The organism is Enterococcus sp. DIV0436a, from assembly GCF_051711605.1.
Lineage (GTDB): Bacteria > Bacillota > Bacilli > Lactobacillales > Enterococcaceae > Enterococcus_B > Enterococcus_B faecium.
Map to the genome: position 1 here is coordinate 1 of NZ_JBIONA010000002.1, position 16,426 is coordinate 16,426.

The 16,426-nt window shown below is 32.5% G+C and carries 18 protein-coding genes and 1 pseudogene; 9 read left to right on the forward strand and 10 right to left on the reverse strand.

The window, feature by feature from the left end:
* Positions 1–1,099: pseudogene (locus tag IGL15_RS13885) on the reverse strand (hypothetical protein); the annotation flags it as partial.
* A gap of 234 nt (positions 1,100–1,333) precedes the next feature.
* Here IGL15_RS13885 and IGL15_RS13890 point away from each other — a divergent pair.
* Positions 1,334–2,512 carry an IS256-like element ISEf1 family transposase gene (locus IGL15_RS13890; RefSeq protein WP_000997695.1) on the forward strand — a complete coding sequence of 393 codons (1,179 nt, stop codon included), beginning with the start codon at positions 1,334–1,336 and terminating at the stop codon, positions 2,510–2,512.
* 192 nt (positions 2,513–2,704) lie between these two features.
* Here the strand turns inward: IGL15_RS13890 and IGL15_RS13895 are convergent, their stop codons facing one another.
* Entirely contained in the window at positions 2,705–2,956 is a 252-nt protein-coding gene (locus tag IGL15_RS13895; protein ID WP_010721990.1) for a hypothetical protein, read from the reverse strand.
* A 238-nt stretch (positions 2,957–3,194) separates the two neighbouring features.
* On the opposite strand from IGL15_RS13895, the gene IGL15_RS13900 reads away from it, so the two are divergent.
* Together IGL15_RS13900 and IGL15_RS13905 are read left to right on the forward strand one after the other, a co-directional pair.
* A protein-coding gene (locus IGL15_RS13900; protein ID WP_086956687.1) for an IS3 family transposase occupies positions 3,195–4,357 on the forward strand; the annotation gives its coding sequence in 2 pieces (ribosomal slippage) (positions 3,195–3,471 and positions 3,471–4,357; 1,164 coding nt in all).
* A gap of 968 nt (positions 4,358–5,325) precedes the next feature.
* On the forward strand, positions 5,326–5,925 hold the full coding sequence (locus IGL15_RS13905) for a recombinase family protein (protein ID WP_010722003.1): 600 nt from the start codon (positions 5,326–5,328) through the stop codon (positions 5,923–5,925).
* Positions 5,926–6,347: 422 nt separating this feature from the next.
* Here the strand turns inward: IGL15_RS13905 and IGL15_RS13910 are convergent, their stop codons facing one another.
* Entirely contained in the window at positions 6,348–7,340 is a 993-nt protein-coding gene (locus IGL15_RS13910) for a glycine/betaine ABC transporter substrate-binding protein (RefSeq protein ID WP_096573170.1), read from the reverse strand.
* A 61-nt stretch (positions 7,341–7,401) separates the two neighbouring features.
* Here IGL15_RS13910 and IGL15_RS13915 point away from each other — a divergent pair, with 61 nt between their 5' ends.
* Positions 7,402–8,082 (forward strand): IS6-like element IS1216 family transposase, encoded by a 681-nt coding sequence (locus IGL15_RS13915; protein ID WP_002287920.1) that lies wholly within the window; start codon positions 7,402–7,404, stop codon positions 8,080–8,082.
* Between the two features lie 82 nt (positions 8,083–8,164).
* Here the strand turns inward: IGL15_RS13915 and IGL15_RS13920 are convergent, their stop codons facing one another.
* The 3 genes from IGL15_RS13920 to IGL15_RS13930 form a co-directional block, all read right to left on the reverse strand.
* Positions 8,165–8,632, reverse strand: coding sequence for a group II intron maturase-specific domain-containing protein (locus tag IGL15_RS13920; RefSeq protein ID WP_011100843.1), 468 nt, complete (start codon positions 8,630–8,632; stop codon positions 8,165–8,167).
* Positions 8,633–8,913: 281 nt separating this feature from the next.
* Complete coding sequence (locus IGL15_RS13925) at positions 8,914–9,294, reverse strand: hypothetical protein (RefSeq protein WP_010722078.1); 381 nt, start codon at positions 9,292–9,294, stop codon at positions 8,914–8,916.
* Positions 9,295–9,367: 73 nt separating this feature from the next.
* Entirely contained in the window at positions 9,368–9,634 is a 267-nt protein-coding gene (locus IGL15_RS13930; protein ID WP_010722079.1) for a hypothetical protein, read from the reverse strand.
* Between the two features lie 130 nt (positions 9,635–9,764).
* Here IGL15_RS13930 and fic point away from each other — a divergent pair, with 130 nt between their 5' ends.
* The gene (gene fic, locus IGL15_RS13935) at positions 9,765–10,370 is read left to right on the forward strand and encodes a protein adenylyltransferase Fic (RefSeq protein WP_000599739.1); all 606 of its coding nucleotides are present in this window, start codon (positions 9,765–9,767) and stop codon (positions 10,368–10,370) included.
* Between the two features lie 15 nt (positions 10,371–10,385).
* Positions 10,386–10,958, forward strand: coding sequence for a recombinase family protein (locus tag IGL15_RS13940; protein ID WP_000170424.1), 573 nt, complete (start codon positions 10,386–10,388; stop codon positions 10,956–10,958).
* Between the two features lie 251 nt (positions 10,959–11,209).
* On the opposite strand, the gene IGL15_RS13945 is transcribed toward IGL15_RS13940, so the two are convergent.
* Together IGL15_RS13945 and IGL15_RS13950 are read right to left on the reverse strand one after the other, a co-directional pair.
* On the reverse strand, positions 11,210–11,467 hold the full coding sequence (locus tag IGL15_RS13945) for a hypothetical protein (RefSeq protein WP_002326781.1): 258 nt from the start codon (positions 11,465–11,467) through the stop codon (positions 11,210–11,212).
* Positions 11,468–11,592: 125 nt separating this feature from the next.
* Positions 11,593–12,408: a helix-turn-helix domain-containing protein gene (locus IGL15_RS13950; protein WP_002326780.1), complete on the reverse strand. Its 816-nt coding sequence runs from the start codon at positions 12,406–12,408 to the stop codon at positions 11,593–11,595.
* Positions 12,409–12,924: 516 nt separating this feature from the next.
* On the opposite strand from IGL15_RS13950, the gene IGL15_RS13955 reads away from it, so the two are divergent.
* From IGL15_RS13955 to IGL15_RS13965, 3 genes are read left to right on the forward strand one after another with little or no spacing between them, the layout of a single operon-like run.
* On the forward strand, positions 12,925–14,250 hold the full coding sequence (locus tag IGL15_RS13955; protein ID WP_096573287.1) for a Y-family DNA polymerase: 1,326 nt from the start codon (positions 12,925–12,927) through the stop codon (positions 14,248–14,250).
* Positions 14,243–14,593, forward strand: coding sequence for a hypothetical protein (locus IGL15_RS13960; protein WP_096573288.1), 351 nt, complete (start codon positions 14,243–14,245; stop codon positions 14,591–14,593). Before IGL15_RS13955 ends, IGL15_RS13960 begins: the two co-directional genes overlap by 8 nt.
* Positions 14,590–14,784 (forward strand): hypothetical protein, encoded by a 195-nt coding sequence (locus tag IGL15_RS13965; RefSeq protein ID WP_096573286.1) that lies wholly within the window; start codon positions 14,590–14,592, stop codon positions 14,782–14,784. Before IGL15_RS13960 ends, IGL15_RS13965 begins: the two co-directional genes overlap by 4 nt.
* 77 nt (positions 14,785–14,861) lie before the next feature.
* Here IGL15_RS13965 and IGL15_RS13970 read toward each other — a convergent pair whose 3' ends face one another.
* Positions 14,862–15,224 carry a hypothetical protein gene (locus IGL15_RS13970; protein ID WP_002332907.1) on the reverse strand — a complete coding sequence of 121 codons (363 nt, stop codon included), beginning with the start codon at positions 15,222–15,224 and terminating at the stop codon, positions 14,862–14,864.
* Between the two features lie 13 nt (positions 15,225–15,237).
* Positions 15,238–16,044, reverse strand: a complete 807-nt coding sequence (locus tag IGL15_RS13975) for a ParA family protein (protein WP_096573285.1) — start codon at positions 16,042–16,044, stop codon at positions 15,238–15,240.
* Positions 16,045–16,426: the final 382 nt, after the last annotated feature.

Genomic DNA, 16,426 nt, shown 5'->3' on the forward strand with positions numbered 1-16,426 from the left:
CATAAACTCCTAGGTTTTGTCCATCACTCGAAGATTGTGCATTAGTTATGGCTGTTTCTTTTCTAGGATCATTTTGCATAACAAAAGCAAAACCATCTGCTTCTTTTGTACCAAAGTTTACATAAGTTCTACCCCTGAATGAATGTGAAAAATCCAATCGATTAGATCTTTTAGACCATAGCGCTGTCCAATTTCTCGTTCCAGATAGAGAAACTTCAGAATATGGTCTACCTTCATTATCGTATGGATTTTGCATGTACTCTACTTTTGCAGGACCAATAGGAACAGAAAATAAGTCCCAAATAGTTATTGCACCAGAAGGTACATTAACTGATCCATACTTGCCCGATCCTCTGATCTCAGGATGTTCGTCTGCTACAACTTTTTCAGACATGCTGTCTTGACTCTTCTCTTCGCTTTTATCTTCACTTTCGTTCGTTGAATTTGAACTATTTGTGGACTCTTTAGTCATACTTGTATCAGACTCACTTGTGTCTGTTGATGATGTCTCAGTGTTAGACTCTGAAGAGACTGTTTCTTCTGAAACATCAGTGTCAGCTACTTCAGTAGATTCTTGTACTCCTGTTGATTCTTCTGTCACTGAAGAATTTCCTTCATATATGATTTTTTCTTCATCTATCATTGGCAAATAATTACCATCTTTGCTATAACTAGCGCTAACTGACACTTTTTTATCTAGATCGGTGAAGAAAACATAAGTATTCTTGCTATCTACCGGAATAGTCAGATCTCCACTTTCATCCGCAGAAATAATTTCTTTGGTAACTTCACTTTCTAATTCCGTTACAATCTTTGATTCACCATCTTTTGTTTGTGATATATGAATCTTCACATTAGAACATTCCTGTTTACCACTGATATTTAGATACCAAGCTATTTTATTTTCTTTTATTTGTTTTTTAAATGACAAGATAGCATAATCATTTTCAATTTTTTGTATTTCTTCATTAGTATCAATAATTTGTACACTATCTTGCGTATTAGCTAAAACTTGATCTCTACTTTGAAAATCAAGAGCACATGGTGCCAGCAATATACCTGCCGACATACACAGCAAAAATTTTTTAGTCTTTTTCACTAGTGAAAATCCTCCCTCTAAATCAAGTTAAATAATTATTTCCTTATCCACTATATAACTATATATTAGAAAAAAGATAAAAGGCTGTTTATTTTTTCATCAAATTTTATGTTAGGCGGAATAATAAGAGAGTATAAAATATTTTGTGTAAATGAAAAAATCCATACAAAAAAGGAAGTCCCTTCTGTAGAATAAAGTTAACGACAACCAATTCACAGAAAAGAGGACTTCCCTATGAATGATTTTACTACAGAAATTGTGCAAACTCTAGTCACTAAAGGCGATTTAAATGAATTATTCCGTTCGCACTTAGAAAAAGCGATAAACACACTCCTACGGACTGAATTAACGGCTTTTTTAGATTACGAAAAATATGATCGCACTGGTTTTAATTCAGGTAATTCGAGAAACGGTTCTTACTTTCGATCAATCAAAACCGAATATGGTGAATTAACATTGGAAATACCTAGAGATCGTAATGGTGAGTTTAAACAACAAACTTTACCAGCCTACAAAAGAACAAACGATACATTGGAAACCACTATTATCCATTTATTCGAAAAAGGTGTTACGATGTCTGAAATTGCTGATTTGATCGAAAAAATGTACGGTCATCACTATACTCCACAAACCATGTCCAACATGACTAAAGTTCTGACTGAAGAAGTAAATGCCTTTAAATCCAGAGCCTTAAATGATAAGTATGTCGCTATTTTTATGGACGCTACTTACATTCCACTAAAACGTCAAACTGTATCCAAAGAAGCGATTTATATTGCCATTGGTATACGAGAAGACGGCACTAAAGAAGTACTGAGTTATGCGATTGCTCCAACTGAATCAACATACGTTTGGAATGAGCTGCTACAGGATATTAACTCCAGAGGAGTTCAAGAAGTCTTGCTTTTTATTACGGACGGCTTAAAAGGCATGAAAGATACTATCCATCAAATTTATCCTAAAGCAAAATATCAGCATTGTTGTATCCATGTATCTCGTAATATCGCTCATAAAGTACGTGTCAAAGACCGAAAAGAAATCTGTGATGACTTTAAGGCTGTTTATCAAGCTAACTCAAAAGAAGAAGCGAATACCTTCTTATCCGGCATGATTGAGAAATGGAAGAAAAACTATCCTAAAGTGACGCAGTCACTCATAGAAAACCAAGACTTATTAACTTTTTATGATTTTCCACCTAGCATTCGTAGAACCATTTACTCAACCAATCTAATCGAGTCTTTCAATAAGCAAATTAAAAGATACAGCCGTAGAAAAGAGCAGTTTCAAAATGAAGAATCACTAGAACGCTTTCTAGTCAGCATTTTTGATACATACAATCAAAAATTTCTAAACAGAAGCCATAAAGGTTTTCAACAGGTAACCGATACATTAGTTTCAATGTTTACTGAGTAACTAATTATTTTGCAGGAGGACAATTTATTTACACAAAATTATTGACGCTCCCAATAATAATAGAATGCGATTGTATGTAATTGTTCTAAAATTCATATCTATAAATCTAAAAAAAAAAAAGTATCTATATCATAGAATAAAAAAATCTATGATATAGACACTCTAATCTGTTTTATGCTCTTAAAAGCTACATTATCCAATAGAAAAAATTAAAATAATAAAATATATAACAGGGAATATATTAATAATAGCAGCTATAATGGAGATTATTCTAAATAATGAAGAAGAACAATTTTTTATATTAATAATAGAAGCAATTGCTCCAAATCCACCCAAAAACAATCCAAATAACGTTTGCCATTCAAAAATATAAATATTAGAAAGTAAAATAATATTGACTCCTACACCTAGCAACAAAACTAACACTGATACATACCTTGCCATTAATATCACCTCCATTTATCTAACATGTTATATTAAATAAACAATATACATCAAGAAACCAAGCAATATTTTTTTCAATTTCAATATATATATTGAGGAATTAATATACACAGGAATTTAATGTTAAGAACTATAAATCATATCTATATTTAAAATTATTAATTGGATAGGCTACAATTAACTAGACAGAAAAATTAAGGTGTGTAGACTAGAAGAAAACATACCAGGAGGAATTTTTATGTCTAAGAGAACACGAAGAACTTTTTCACAAGAATTCAAGCAACAAATCGTCAATCTTTACTTAGCTGGAAAGCCACGTGTAGAAATCATTCGAGAATATGAACTAACGGCTTCAGCATTTGACAAATGGGTAAAGCAATCTAAAACGAGTGGTTCATTCAAAGAAAAAGATAATCTTACGCCTGAACAAAAAGAATTGTTAGAACTACGTAAAAGAAACCAGCAATTAGAAATGGAAAATGATATTTTAAAGCAAGCAGCGCTGATATTCGGACGAAGAGACAAGTAATCGATGCGAATAAGCATCTTTACCCTATATCAGCGATGTGCAGAATATTAGGTCTATCACGTCAGTCCTATTATTATCAATCAAAACCAAAGAAAGACGAATCAGAACTTGAAGAAGTAGTCGCTGAAGAATTTATCCGCAGCCGAAAGGCCTACGGCTCAAGAAAAATAAAAAAAGCCTTATCAAAACGAGGCATTCAGATCAGCCGACGAAAAATTAGTAGAATCATGAAAAATAGAGGATTAAAATCGAGCTATACTGTTGCTTATTTTAAAGTACATCATTCTACTTGCAATGAAGCCAAAACGACAAACGTATTGAATCGTAAATTCTTAAGAGACAACCCATTAGAAGCGATCGTAACAGACTTGACTTATGTACGAGTCGGGAAAAAATGGAATTATGTCTGTTTCATTTTGGATCTGTTCAATCGAGAAATTCTCGGCTATTCTTGTGGAGAACATAAAGATGCCGTTCTAGTAAAAAAAGCATTTAGCCGTATCAAACAACCTCTGACAGAGGTTGAGATTTTTCATACTGATCGTGGAAAAGAGTTTGATAACCAAGCTATTGATGAATTATTAACAACTTTTGACATCAATCGATCATTGAGTCATAAAGGCTGTCCTTTTGATAATGCCGTAGCTGAATCAACTTATAAGTCGTTGAAAGTAGAATTTGTCTATCAATACACATTTGAAACCTTACAACAATTGGATTTGGAGTTATTTGACTATGTCAATTGGTGGAACCACCTTCGGTTGCACGGTACACTTGGCTACGAGACACCGGTTGGTTACCGTAACCAGAGATTGGCGCAGCGAATCCTTGATAATGAGCTCGGATGTGCTAACGCTAGCGAGGCAGTCTAACTTTAACTGTTAGCTCCTGCCGAACATCGTCACATCCGAGGAGGCTCATTGTCAAGGACAATCGGAATAGCATACGGAAAGAAGTTCTGCACCTTATAAAATTTGTCAAAAAAACTGTTGCCATTCCAAATACTTTCTACTATTTTTAGCTCCACTATAGAGCTAATCGATTCTAAATGACCTTAGAATCATCATATGAACACTAAATACTGTACTATTTTCCAGATTCTCTATAAATTCTTTCACTCAACTTAAATTAATACCCAAAATTTCTTCTTTGCTAGAACAATATATAATTATACTTCTATTAACCATATGAGTGGAATTACTCACTTCTTTCAAAAGTTGTTTATTAAGTTATCTGAAATTTTTGTTCATTTATGTATCTTTATTTTGAAAAAAAGTAATCTTTAGATAAACTTGTTAGATAAAAAAAAAAACTGCTCTAACGAGCAGTCCTAAAAATGGAAATATGGCTAGATAATACTCAATCATATAACACACAAAAAAGATGAAATATGATACAAAAAAGTGTATCAAAAACCTTGCAAAATAACAAGTCTATAGAAAATATGTTCAAAATCCACAAAAACAATTCATTAAGATTAATCATCACAATTCTTTTACTTATATCTGTTGGTATAGACACTATTTAGCAGCATGTACAATTATGTGGAAATTTATCACACTATATTACTACCTAGTTTCAATTGGCATCATATCTCTATTTTCCACACTTAAAATAAATTACTTTACTTCTTGTATTTGAAACGCTACAAATAGTCTTATTGTTTCTCTAAGTATTTTATTAAATATTTTTTCTTTACTTGTTTCACATATCCTGCCTCTTTACTAAATGTTCAATTTGAGTTTACCCTAAATAGACACTGGCATAACATTGAAAAATCTGGTTTTCTAATGTATGATTAGGGTGTATTTTAAAAAGTTGCAGAAAGTAGGTAAACATTTTGAAAGTTGCATACATACGTGTCTCATCGATCGATCAAAATGAACAACGGCAAATTGAAGAAATGAAAAAGTTCGGTGCAGAAAAAATTTTTATTGAGAAACAATCTGGAGCAACGATTACTCATCGACCAATTTTCCAGGAAGCTTTAGAATTTGTCCGAGAACAAGATATTTTTATCGTGGAAGCCATCGACCGACTTGGAAGAAATTATGATGAGATTATTGAATCGGTCAATTACCTTAAAAAGAAAAATGTGCAGCTAATCATCACTAGTTTACCAATCATGGCTGAAGCAATTGGAAATCCTCTCCTGGATAAATTCATCAAAGACTTAATCATTCAAATCTTGGCTATGATTGCCGAACAGGAACGTACAGAATCTAAACGACGCCAGGCACAAGGGATTAAGATTGCTAAGGCTAATGGTGTTTACAAAGGACGTCCTAAACTCTATAGTGCGGACGCAAAAGATCCACAACGTCGCCTTGTTTATAAAAACATCGTTGAGGATCTTGAGAATGGGATTGCTATTTCAAAAATTTCCAAAGAGTACAATGTTACGAGACAAACAATCTACCGTATAAAAAAAGAAATCTGAATCTATCTTCTAGATATTCAGGGCTAGTAATCACATTAGTTGTCACTAACCCATACATTTAGAGTCACAACAAATAAAAAAACCAAACCTATACGCAGTAGGTTTGGCTTTCGTGATATTTGTAAGTAATAATCTATTTTCACAAATAAACAATATAAAGAATATAAGGTAAATCGGAAAGCTGATTATAGAAAAAAGAAAATTCAATTCTTTGAAATATCAAAGTAAATATGATATTCTCTTATTAGATATAGGAATGATATTTCGCTATATCGAGCCTCGCGGATGTACTCTGGCGAGTTTTTTTATTTAAAGGTTGATTTTTCTTTTTAGTTTGCTATAATAATTTTAGATACAGGAATGATATTTCGCTGTATCGAGCCTCGCGGATGATATCTGGCGAGTTTTTTTTTTGCTTTCTTTCAATAGTTTAAATAATTAATTGTTTTATAACGTAATTTTTTATCTAAAATGGACTTAAAATCTATAATTTCTTCATCTGGAAACTTCAAATTGATAAAATCACCAGATTTCAAATCACTTTCATCAGAAACTAACCCCATTTTTTTATATTCTTCAAATCGTGTTTCTCCAGATATCATAGAACACAACATGTCAACTAGTTCCAAGCCACAATGGTTAGGTATTAAATCATGGCCTACTTCTTCTTTTCTAATAAATCTTATTTCATCTAATATTTCTACCGCATGTTTTTCTCTGACATTATCACTACCAACAGTAATCGTATGATTATATGCTCTTTTTAAATCTGTACGAGCATCAAACTCTTTTCCGTCAGCATCGAATCTTAACTTGGTGTATATTTTTTTGGGTAATTCTTCATCTAAATATAACCCATTAGGAATCTCTTTCCCTACAATTTCTTGCTTCAATAAAGATAACAGCAATGAATCTAAATGTTTTCTCATACTCACATAAGGTACTGCATTTAATAATCTAGGCGCAACATTTCTACTTAGTTTTTTTAAAGAACTTTTATCTATTTTATCTATTTTGTTTCTTCTTACTAAATACTGCTTTTTCTCCCATATAAAATCTGTATGAACAATAAAAAACTTTGCTTCATCTAACATAGCCTTAAGTTCTCTAAAAAAATCTTTCAATTTTTCAACGGAAAATTCTCCATCAATTAGAAAATTTGAATAACCAATATTCTCAGGGGTTCTCGCTTCAGGATTAATTAATTTCTTATATTCAACAAAATGCATGGCCTTTTTACCATCCATGTTGTACTTTTTCCTAAATTCTGACCATTTTATTTCAAAGTCACTTTGATAGTATTCTTTTTCAAACGTTAGACTAGTAATAGAATATTCTTGCATATCAAAATCAGCATTTTCTTTTTTCAAAAGATCTGTTAAAAAATTTCTTTTACATTCATGGTTCTGTTGCAAAGTTTTAAATCTACTATCAAATAAGGTAGAATAATAGAAAAAGATAGCAGGAGGAATGACGATGAATCATTTTAAAGGAAAGCAATTTCAGCAGGATGTGATTATTGTAGCCGTGGGCTACTATCTTCGTTATAACCTTAGCTATCGTGAAGTTCAAGAAATCTTATATGATCGTGGCATTAACGTTTCTCATACAACGATTTATCGTTGGGTGCAAGAATATGGCAAACTACTCTATCAAATTTGGAAAAAGAAAAATAAAAAATCCTTTTATTCATGGAAAATGGATGAAACGTACATCAAAATTAAAGGAAAATGGCATTATTTGTATCGAGCCATCGGTGCAGATGGTTTAACCTTGGATATTTGGTTACGTAAAAAACGGGACACACAAGCAGCCTATGCTTTTCTTAAGCGGTTAGTGAAGCAGTTTGATGAACCGAAGGTTGTAGTCACAGATAAAGCCCCCTCTATTACAAGTGCCTTTAAGAAACTAAAAGAATACGGCTTTTATCAAGGGACAGAACATCGTACCATTAAATACCTGAATAATTTGATTGAACAAGACCATCGTCCAGTAAAGAGACGCAATAAATTCTATCGAAGTTTACGCACTGCCTCTACCACGATTAAAGGCATGGAAGCCATTCGAGGATTATATAAGAAAACCCGAAAAGAAGGCACTCTCTTCGGGTTTTCGGTCTGTACTGAAATCAAGGTATTATTGGGAATCCCAGCTTAAATCATAGATACCGTAAGGGATTTTATTCTTTATTTAAAACTTTGCAACAGAACCTACGGTCCCGTATACGGCGGTTCACTAATTAGGTATTTTGAATAAACTCAAGTCTCTTGGACATATCTATAAGTCCAAGAGCATCAAGTCTTTCCTTCTTAAAAGTAAAAGTCATAGTTTTACTATGTGCCGTACGCCAATAACCCTTTCGGGTATTGGCGCATGACCATGCCCAGTTTCTGGTCATACCAAACTTCATTAGGTTCTTAAATCTAGTTTTGACACTTTTCCATGATTTCCAGATGTACTGTCTAATCCTTGTACGGAGCCATCCATCCAAATCACTGATGAAGGTCTTTATCTTTGCAATACCATAGTAATTTAGCCATCCAACGACTTTCTGCCTAATCTCCTTGAAGAGCTGTTCGAGGCTTATGCCTCGATTCCGCTTTGTAGCTTCTCTGAGTGATTGCTTGAATCTTTTCTTAGATTGTTCACTGATTCGTAAAAACGCACCTTTACGGGCATCTCCAATCATGAACCCTAAGAATTTCATTTTCGTAGGTCGACCAACTTTGGTCTTCTCACGGTTAACAGTCACCTTTAACTCTTTCTCAAGAAATCTTGTCACACTGTCTAATACTCGTTGGCCAGCTCGTTTACTTTTTCCGGCAAGTCAAAGTAATGCAAACTAAGTAGTGCGTATTCACTACTTTATAAACGTTAAGTCCTAGCTTTTATAAGTTAGGGCTTTTTGTTTAGTTTATTTCTCATTTATTCACGTTGTTTATATTTGGATTATAGCATTCTATCCAATTCGAGACAAATTGATAATTATTATTTAGTCTGACTGCTTCGGTCGGCTCGGGGTTGAAACCAAAAAGCAATTGTTGCGACCATGCAATAATAAGTGATAAATACTAAAATAGCCGTATGTTTCATCATAGGCTCGTTTAAAGACACTAGGGGCATACTTGCCCCTACCAGTCCTAAAACGCTCATAGGGAACAATAGAATGTGAATTAAGCGTGTTGCCGATCGACTATTATTAAAGGCTTGTTCTGCTTTAACTTGAATTAGATATTCTAGTGGAAAAAATAACTTACGTAACATAAAACGGGTATCGTTATTATTTAATTTTATAATACGAAACAAAGGCACTAAATAGATACAACCTAGATAAAAATATAACCAGTAGTCCATTAATTGTGTTTTCATTAACCTGTTCCTTTCCTCTTATAAGTAATTAAATAAATAATTAAATAAATAATTAAATAAGCAATTTATTTGTTTATAAAGCGTCAATGAATGAAGCTAACATTTCAGACTTATTTTTAAAACCATTCTTACGTGCTTCTTGATCCATTTTTTTCAATTGACTTTCAGTGATAGAAAAAGTAACTGATCGCTTTTTTTCTTCTGGTTTGTTTTTAGGACTAATAATAGCTTGCAAGGCTTTTTTTACACTTTCTTCCTCGTTTGTCTCTGGGTTAATTGTAGATTTTAAATTGTTTTTTACTTCTTCATCTTTATCTTTGTTGAATGCTTCAAAACTCATAATCATTCTCCTTTATTTTTTGTTGTGTGGGTGTCATAACTCAATAGTTTTTGACACATAAACAAAATCGCGATATAATGGGGTTGAGAGTGTTTCATAAACTTATGTCATAAAGTTAAGGAGATTTCGCATGATTTTAGAGAATAAATTGGGATTAACCAATCAAGTTGAGTTGGCTAAGGTTGAAGAAAAACTCAGTAAACAAAAAGCGAAAGAATTGTACGATTGTGGAAAAATAAATGAAATCGAAGTTGGTACATTTAAAGGTTTATCTGAAATTCATGAATTTCTATTTTCGGATATTTACGATTTTGCCGGAAAAATCCGATCGGTCAATATTGCAAAAGGAAATTTTCGATTTGCACCAGTTATGTATTTAGAACATTCGTTACAGCATATTGATCAGATGCCACAAACTTCTTTTGAAGAGATTATCAAGAAATATGTGGAGATGAATATCGCTCACCCATTTCGAGAAGGAAATGGCCGAAGTACTAGAATTTGGCTGGATCTCATTTTAAAGGAAGAATTGCAAAAAGTTGTAGATTGGAACTTAATCGATAAAGCAGACTATCTTTCTGCAATGGAGCGAAGTCCCATAAACGATTTGGAAATACGCTATCTAATTTCCAATGCTCTGACTGATAAAATTGACGATCGCGAGTTATATATGAAAGGAATCGATGTCAGCTATTTCTATGAAGGGTATTCTGAGTATACGATAGATGATTTGTAAAAGTAGGTGGACCAAATGACGAAATATGGATATGCACGTGTCTCAACCGCTTCTCAAAGTACAAAAGAACAAATTCAACAGTTGCTTGAGAACGGCGTAGAGAAGAAGAATATTTTTTCAGAAAAATTTACGGGTACAAAACGGGATCGGCCAAAATTCAATCAGCTGTTGGCTGGTCTGAAGCCTGGAGATGAAATAGTTGTTACGAAGCTTGATCGATTTGCTCGTAACACGAGAGAAGCATTAGAGATCATTGAACCTTTACTCGATGATAACGTAACGATCAAGGTTTTGAATCTAGGAACGATTGAAAATACGTCCATGGGGCGAATGGTGACACGGACGTTGTTGAGTGTAGCAGAAATGGAACGTGATATGATTGTGGAACGTACCCAAGAAGGAAAAATGTTTGCAAGAAAGAATAATCCTAATTTCAGAGAAGGACGTCCGAAAGCAACAATCACACCGAAGAAGAGGCACGCATATGAACTGCTTACTTCAGGTAAATCGTATAAGGAAGTTGAAGCTATAACCGGTTTCAGTCGCAGTACGCTTTTTAGAATAAAGAAGAAAATTGAAGAAAGTTAAAAAAGAAGTCTCAGCGAACCAGACAGGTAAATACTTAATGCGTTCTAGATATGAGTCTATTAGCATGTTGTGAAATATAATATTTTTTTATTTACTTGATTTCTGCTCAAAAAATGTGTATGGTAACTGTAAAAGGTAAAGTAATTAAAGGTATGCTAGCCACGCTTACTATATTAGGATACCATCATATATTTATAATGAACGATTTGTTCGTCTACCAAACAACACATATCGTTCAGCGTAAGTCACGTTTAGGAACGTGGCTTTTTTAGTGTTATTATCGATAAATAATCTATTGACTCTATTGATTTTATCTCCATATCCCTACGGTGTTGATTGTCTTTAGATCTTTCATTTAAGAACCAAATAACTATCATAAAAATCAGCACTGCTGCTAATATAATAAACAGCATTCCTATTGTGATATTACCTATTGATTTTACCATAACTACGATTAAAGTAATAATGGCATTCAAGTCTCCTTTGTTCTCTATATATAAATTAGCCATAAATCATCTTCCTTTCAAATTAAGATACTTGTTTGATACCAATAAATAGTAAGCGTGGCTAGCATACCTTTTTCTGTAATAGCAAGTGTTCTAATAGTCCAAACTTAATGATGGACCGATGCTAGTTATAGTACAGTAATGTTTTCTTTCTTATCTAGATTTTTAGTAAGCTCTATCAGCAAATCTAACAAATCTGAGTCCTTTTCAGAAACTAAATTAAATCTAGTGTTTACAACAAAGTTTTCATGTTCTATATTGTTTAGATTATTTGCGGAAAGGAGGGCTTCTAGATCTTGACATTCAAATCTATATGCATCGTCATAAATCTTACTAGAAGGAGTGCTTAATTCGAAATTACTTATTTTCTCATCTTGGACCAAGATAAATTTATAGATAGTATCTTTTTGTGTTTTTCTTTTAAAAACACAACAGAGTGTGTTATAAGGAACGTTATAATTTTCATCAGCCTCATTTTTTCTCCATTCAAACAAATGATAAACTGCAACCAAGTTGCCATCAATTTCATGGACAGTGCTCTCGGTAACATCCTTTAAAGAACTATCAAGGGCTAATTTATAGTAACTAGAGAGAGGAAGTAAAATTGTCGATTTACTGAGATGGTTATCGTCTATACGTGCAATCATACCTAAATCAACTAAGGTTTTATTCCAGGTGTTTATAGTTTTAGTTGTCACTCCTAGAGACTCTGCTATGGTATTGACCGAATGCCAGGAATCCCCGCCTTCATTCTTTGCCTTAAAACAGTAATACAGATATAAATTAATAGCTTTGTTATTCGGTAAATATTTTTCAAGTTCTGTTGGTAGAATAAAGTAAGAATCCTTAATGTTTTTTCTGAACTGTCTCCAGTCTCTGTAGTTTTGTTTATAAAGTTGTGAAACGGTTTTTCCACCTTTAGAAAGTCCTGCTATCTTAACCAATCTTATTGCTCCTTTCTTGAATCTGTCATGATCATACAGTATTTTTTACTTGTAGTCCAGCACCTTAATATATTATCCTATGTAATTAATTTCGTACTAGATAGTAATTATTTTTTATTTAATTCTCTAGTCACTTACAAATAAGTTATATAAACTACGATTAATAAATTATTACAAAAACTATTAAGAAAACTTCTACATACAACTATTACAAAACTATTAAGAAACTGAATACTCCTATTTTTTGTTTTTAAGGAAAGTTTTTTCTTTTTTGAATTTCTTATTTTTTTCTAATATAACTAAGCAAAACTGGATAATACGACACTTATTTTCAAATTTTCACAAGACTAATAGTAAATATCCATTTAATAAAGTGATACAATGTGTTGATTTTACAAATCAACAGAAGAAGTAGGGAAATAACTTACCTATGCTTCTTTTTTTGTACATTTAATCGATTCTTCTTTACAAAAACGAACGTATGTTTGTATAATGTGGAAGAATGGAGTGTTATTTATGATGGATTATTCAAAAGAGCCAGTAAATGATTACTTTTTGATCGATATGAAAAGCTTTTACGCAAGTGTCGAATGTATAGAAAGGAATTTAGATCCATTAACGACTGAATTAGTCGTCATGAGTCGAGCGGATAATACAGGATCAGGGTTGATTTTAGCTTCTTCACCAGCTGCAAAGAAGAAGTACGGTATTTCTAATGTCAGTCGACCACGAGATCTACCGCAACCTTTTCCTAAAACGTTACATGTCGTTCCACCACGCATGAATCTCTATATTAAGCGAAATATGCAGGTAAACAATATTTTCAGAAGGTATGTAGCAGACGAAGATTTATTGATTTACTCGATCGATGAATCGATCTTAAAAGTGACCAGATCAATGAATCTTTTTACGACTGAAGGAACAAGAAGTCAACGGAGAAAGAAGCTGGCTCAAATGATCCAGGAGAATATTAAAGAAGAGCTAGGATTGCTTGCTACAGTAGGTGTCGGAGATAATCCCTTATTAGCTAAACTTGCTTTAGACAATGAAGCAAAACATAATGATGGATTCCTTGCTGAATGGACGTATCAAAATGTTCCTGATAAAGTATGGAATATTCCTGAAATGACAGACCTTTGGGGTATTGGATCTCGAATGAAAAAAAGACTCAACCAAATTGGTATCATGAGTATTAAAGACTTAGCTAATTGGAATCCATACACTATTAAGAGCCATTTAGGTGTGATTGGCTTACAGCTGTATTTTCATGCGAACGGGATCGATCGAACAGATATAGCGATCCCACCAGAACCGACAAAGGAAAAATCATATGGTAATTCACAAGTGTTACCACGAGATTATACCAGGAGAAATGAAATCGAACTGGTGGTAAAAGAAATGGCGGAACAAGTAGCTATTCGTATCAGGCAACATAACTGTAAAACAGGTTGTGTCCATTTATACATTGGCACGTCGATCTTAGAAACGAGACCAGGTTTTTCACACCAGATGAAGATCCCTATAACAGATAATACAAAGGAATTGCAGAATTACTGTCTTTTCTTGTTTGATAAGTATTATGAAGGACAAGAAGTAAGGCACGTTGGAATAACCTATAGCAAGCTTGTGTACACTGATTCGCTTCAGCTGGATTTATTTAGTGATCCACAAAAGCAAATTGACGAAGAAAATTTAGATAAAATTATTGACAAGATTCGGCAAAAATATGGTTTTACGTCGATTGTACATGCTTCTTCTATGTTAGAAGGCGCTCGTAGTATTACTAGAAGTACATTGGTTGGTGGCCATGCAGGAGGCAATGGGGGGCTTAAAAATGATTGATTATAACGATCGTGGACGGTTGAAATGGGCAGGATTCTATTTGTCCGATCACACGGAAGAGATCGATGCGGACAATGAGCAACGTGCAAATCATAATTTGGCAAAAGAACAAATGACGACTGAAGAGATTGCGGAAGTACTGAACGCTGCAGTCATAAAAAATAGATCAGTATGTATTCAAAAAGAAGAACGAAACGCTGAAGGATACTATCCAGAAGATATTGTTAGCAAGATCTTAGGTAGTGATGAGCTGGGAATCTACGTTGGAAAAGACAAAATTCACTACGATGAAATACGTCATATTGAATTTTACCAGAAACATAAATGGAGCTGTTTAGAATGAACATTATAAAGCAATATGAGCTTAAGTATATAACACTTGAAAATCTTTCAGATGAAATCTGGGGATATGGTCAACGACTAATTAATGAAATAGGAATCGACTGTTTTAAGTTTTACGTATTAATAGCTGGTGGATACTTAAATTTTGAATATCATATATTGAATTACAGTGATTCTCACTTTTCGGTATAAATAAAAAGGATAGAAGAACTTCTATCCTTTTTATAGTTTTATAAAATTATAAATTAATAATTTTATAATTTTATAAATTAATTATCGGTATCTTTATAGATGTTTTGCACTGCTTTTATACTATTTTTTACAATTTTTTTATTTGCTGGATTCATGTTGTTTATATAAAATTCTACAATTTTATTTAACGTTTCATATATTTTTTTATCTTCAATTGTCGCAATCGTGCTGATTGCAGTGTGAGTATCTAGTGGCATTCTTATAGATTTAGGTAAATCTTTAGTTGTGAGTCGTTTTTTGGATTGTTCTAGAATTTTGCCTGAATCAGTTGTATTATTCAAGGCTTCAGAATTTTCTGGAACAATATTTTCAGGTCGTTGTGTTTTATTTTTTCTTTTTATGGCATTTAAACCAATTGATTCATTTTTTTCATTAGTCATTTTTAAAAGCTCCTTATCCTAAAAGATTAATACGTTGTATTACTTCGTCACTAACACTTTGATAAACTTGTTGGACTCTTTTATCATGAATGTCTTTTGGGTTATCGGTTATGCCAGTTCTATCATACCTTTTCAATCTCTGCATTGTTTTGATTTTTGTATTGAAAATATTCGATTTTCCAAATAATGACTCTGCGTCTTCAATAATATCGAGGTCTAAATCATTACCGTTTTGAACTAGTACCGGTAGCAAGCCTAAAATATCTATTTCTGTTCCATAATCATTGTTTAATTGAATTAAATGTTCTATATATTTTTCAGCTCCTTTTAACGAGCGTTCCTGTGTTTGCAGAATTACGATAACATAGTCACTTGCGACTAAAGCAGAATTAGTAAATTTATTTAATTGTGGTGGTACGTCAATGATAATAAAATCATAGTTCTCTTTAATTTCATTTAATAAATTTGAGAAATGCGTATCTTTAGAATAATCATCGTCATATAATTCCGCTAAATAATCAATATACTTTTCTAAATCAGTAAATGATGGTAATAGATCTAAATTTTCTTTCACTGAGATTAGTGAATTAGAAATTTTATTATTTTGAATAGAAACAAATAATGTTTCTTTAAATTCAGGCCTTATTTTGTATACATTGGTCATAGTCGCAAATAATAGCTCTGTAGCATTAGCTTGCGGATCAAGATCAACAACTAAGACTTTGTAACCCTTGTTAGATAATGTATAAGCTGTTAACACAGCATTAGTTGTTTTACCAACACCACCTTTAAAATTCCCTGTGGTTAATACTTTTGTCATTTGTTAATACCTCCTGTTTATAATTTTATAATTTTATAAAAATATTATACTGCTATCGAAATAAAATGTAAACAGGAATATTTTATAATTTTATAAAAGTATAAAAATACGTATTTATAAATGCTTATATAGATGAATTTAAAGCGTTTCATTATTTCTTAAAATAAATCTTTTTTATGAACTTATATTTTTATAACTTTATAAATTTATAATTTTATACAAAGCTAATCTGATTAAAGTGTTTTTATAAAAATATTGAGATTGATGGTTTTATTCTGTATACTAAATGTAAATACAGAAAAGACCATTGCTGATTGGATTGGCGTCCTGCAATAGTCTTTGTGTAAGTAATTAAAAGATTTAATTTATTATATTATAGCAT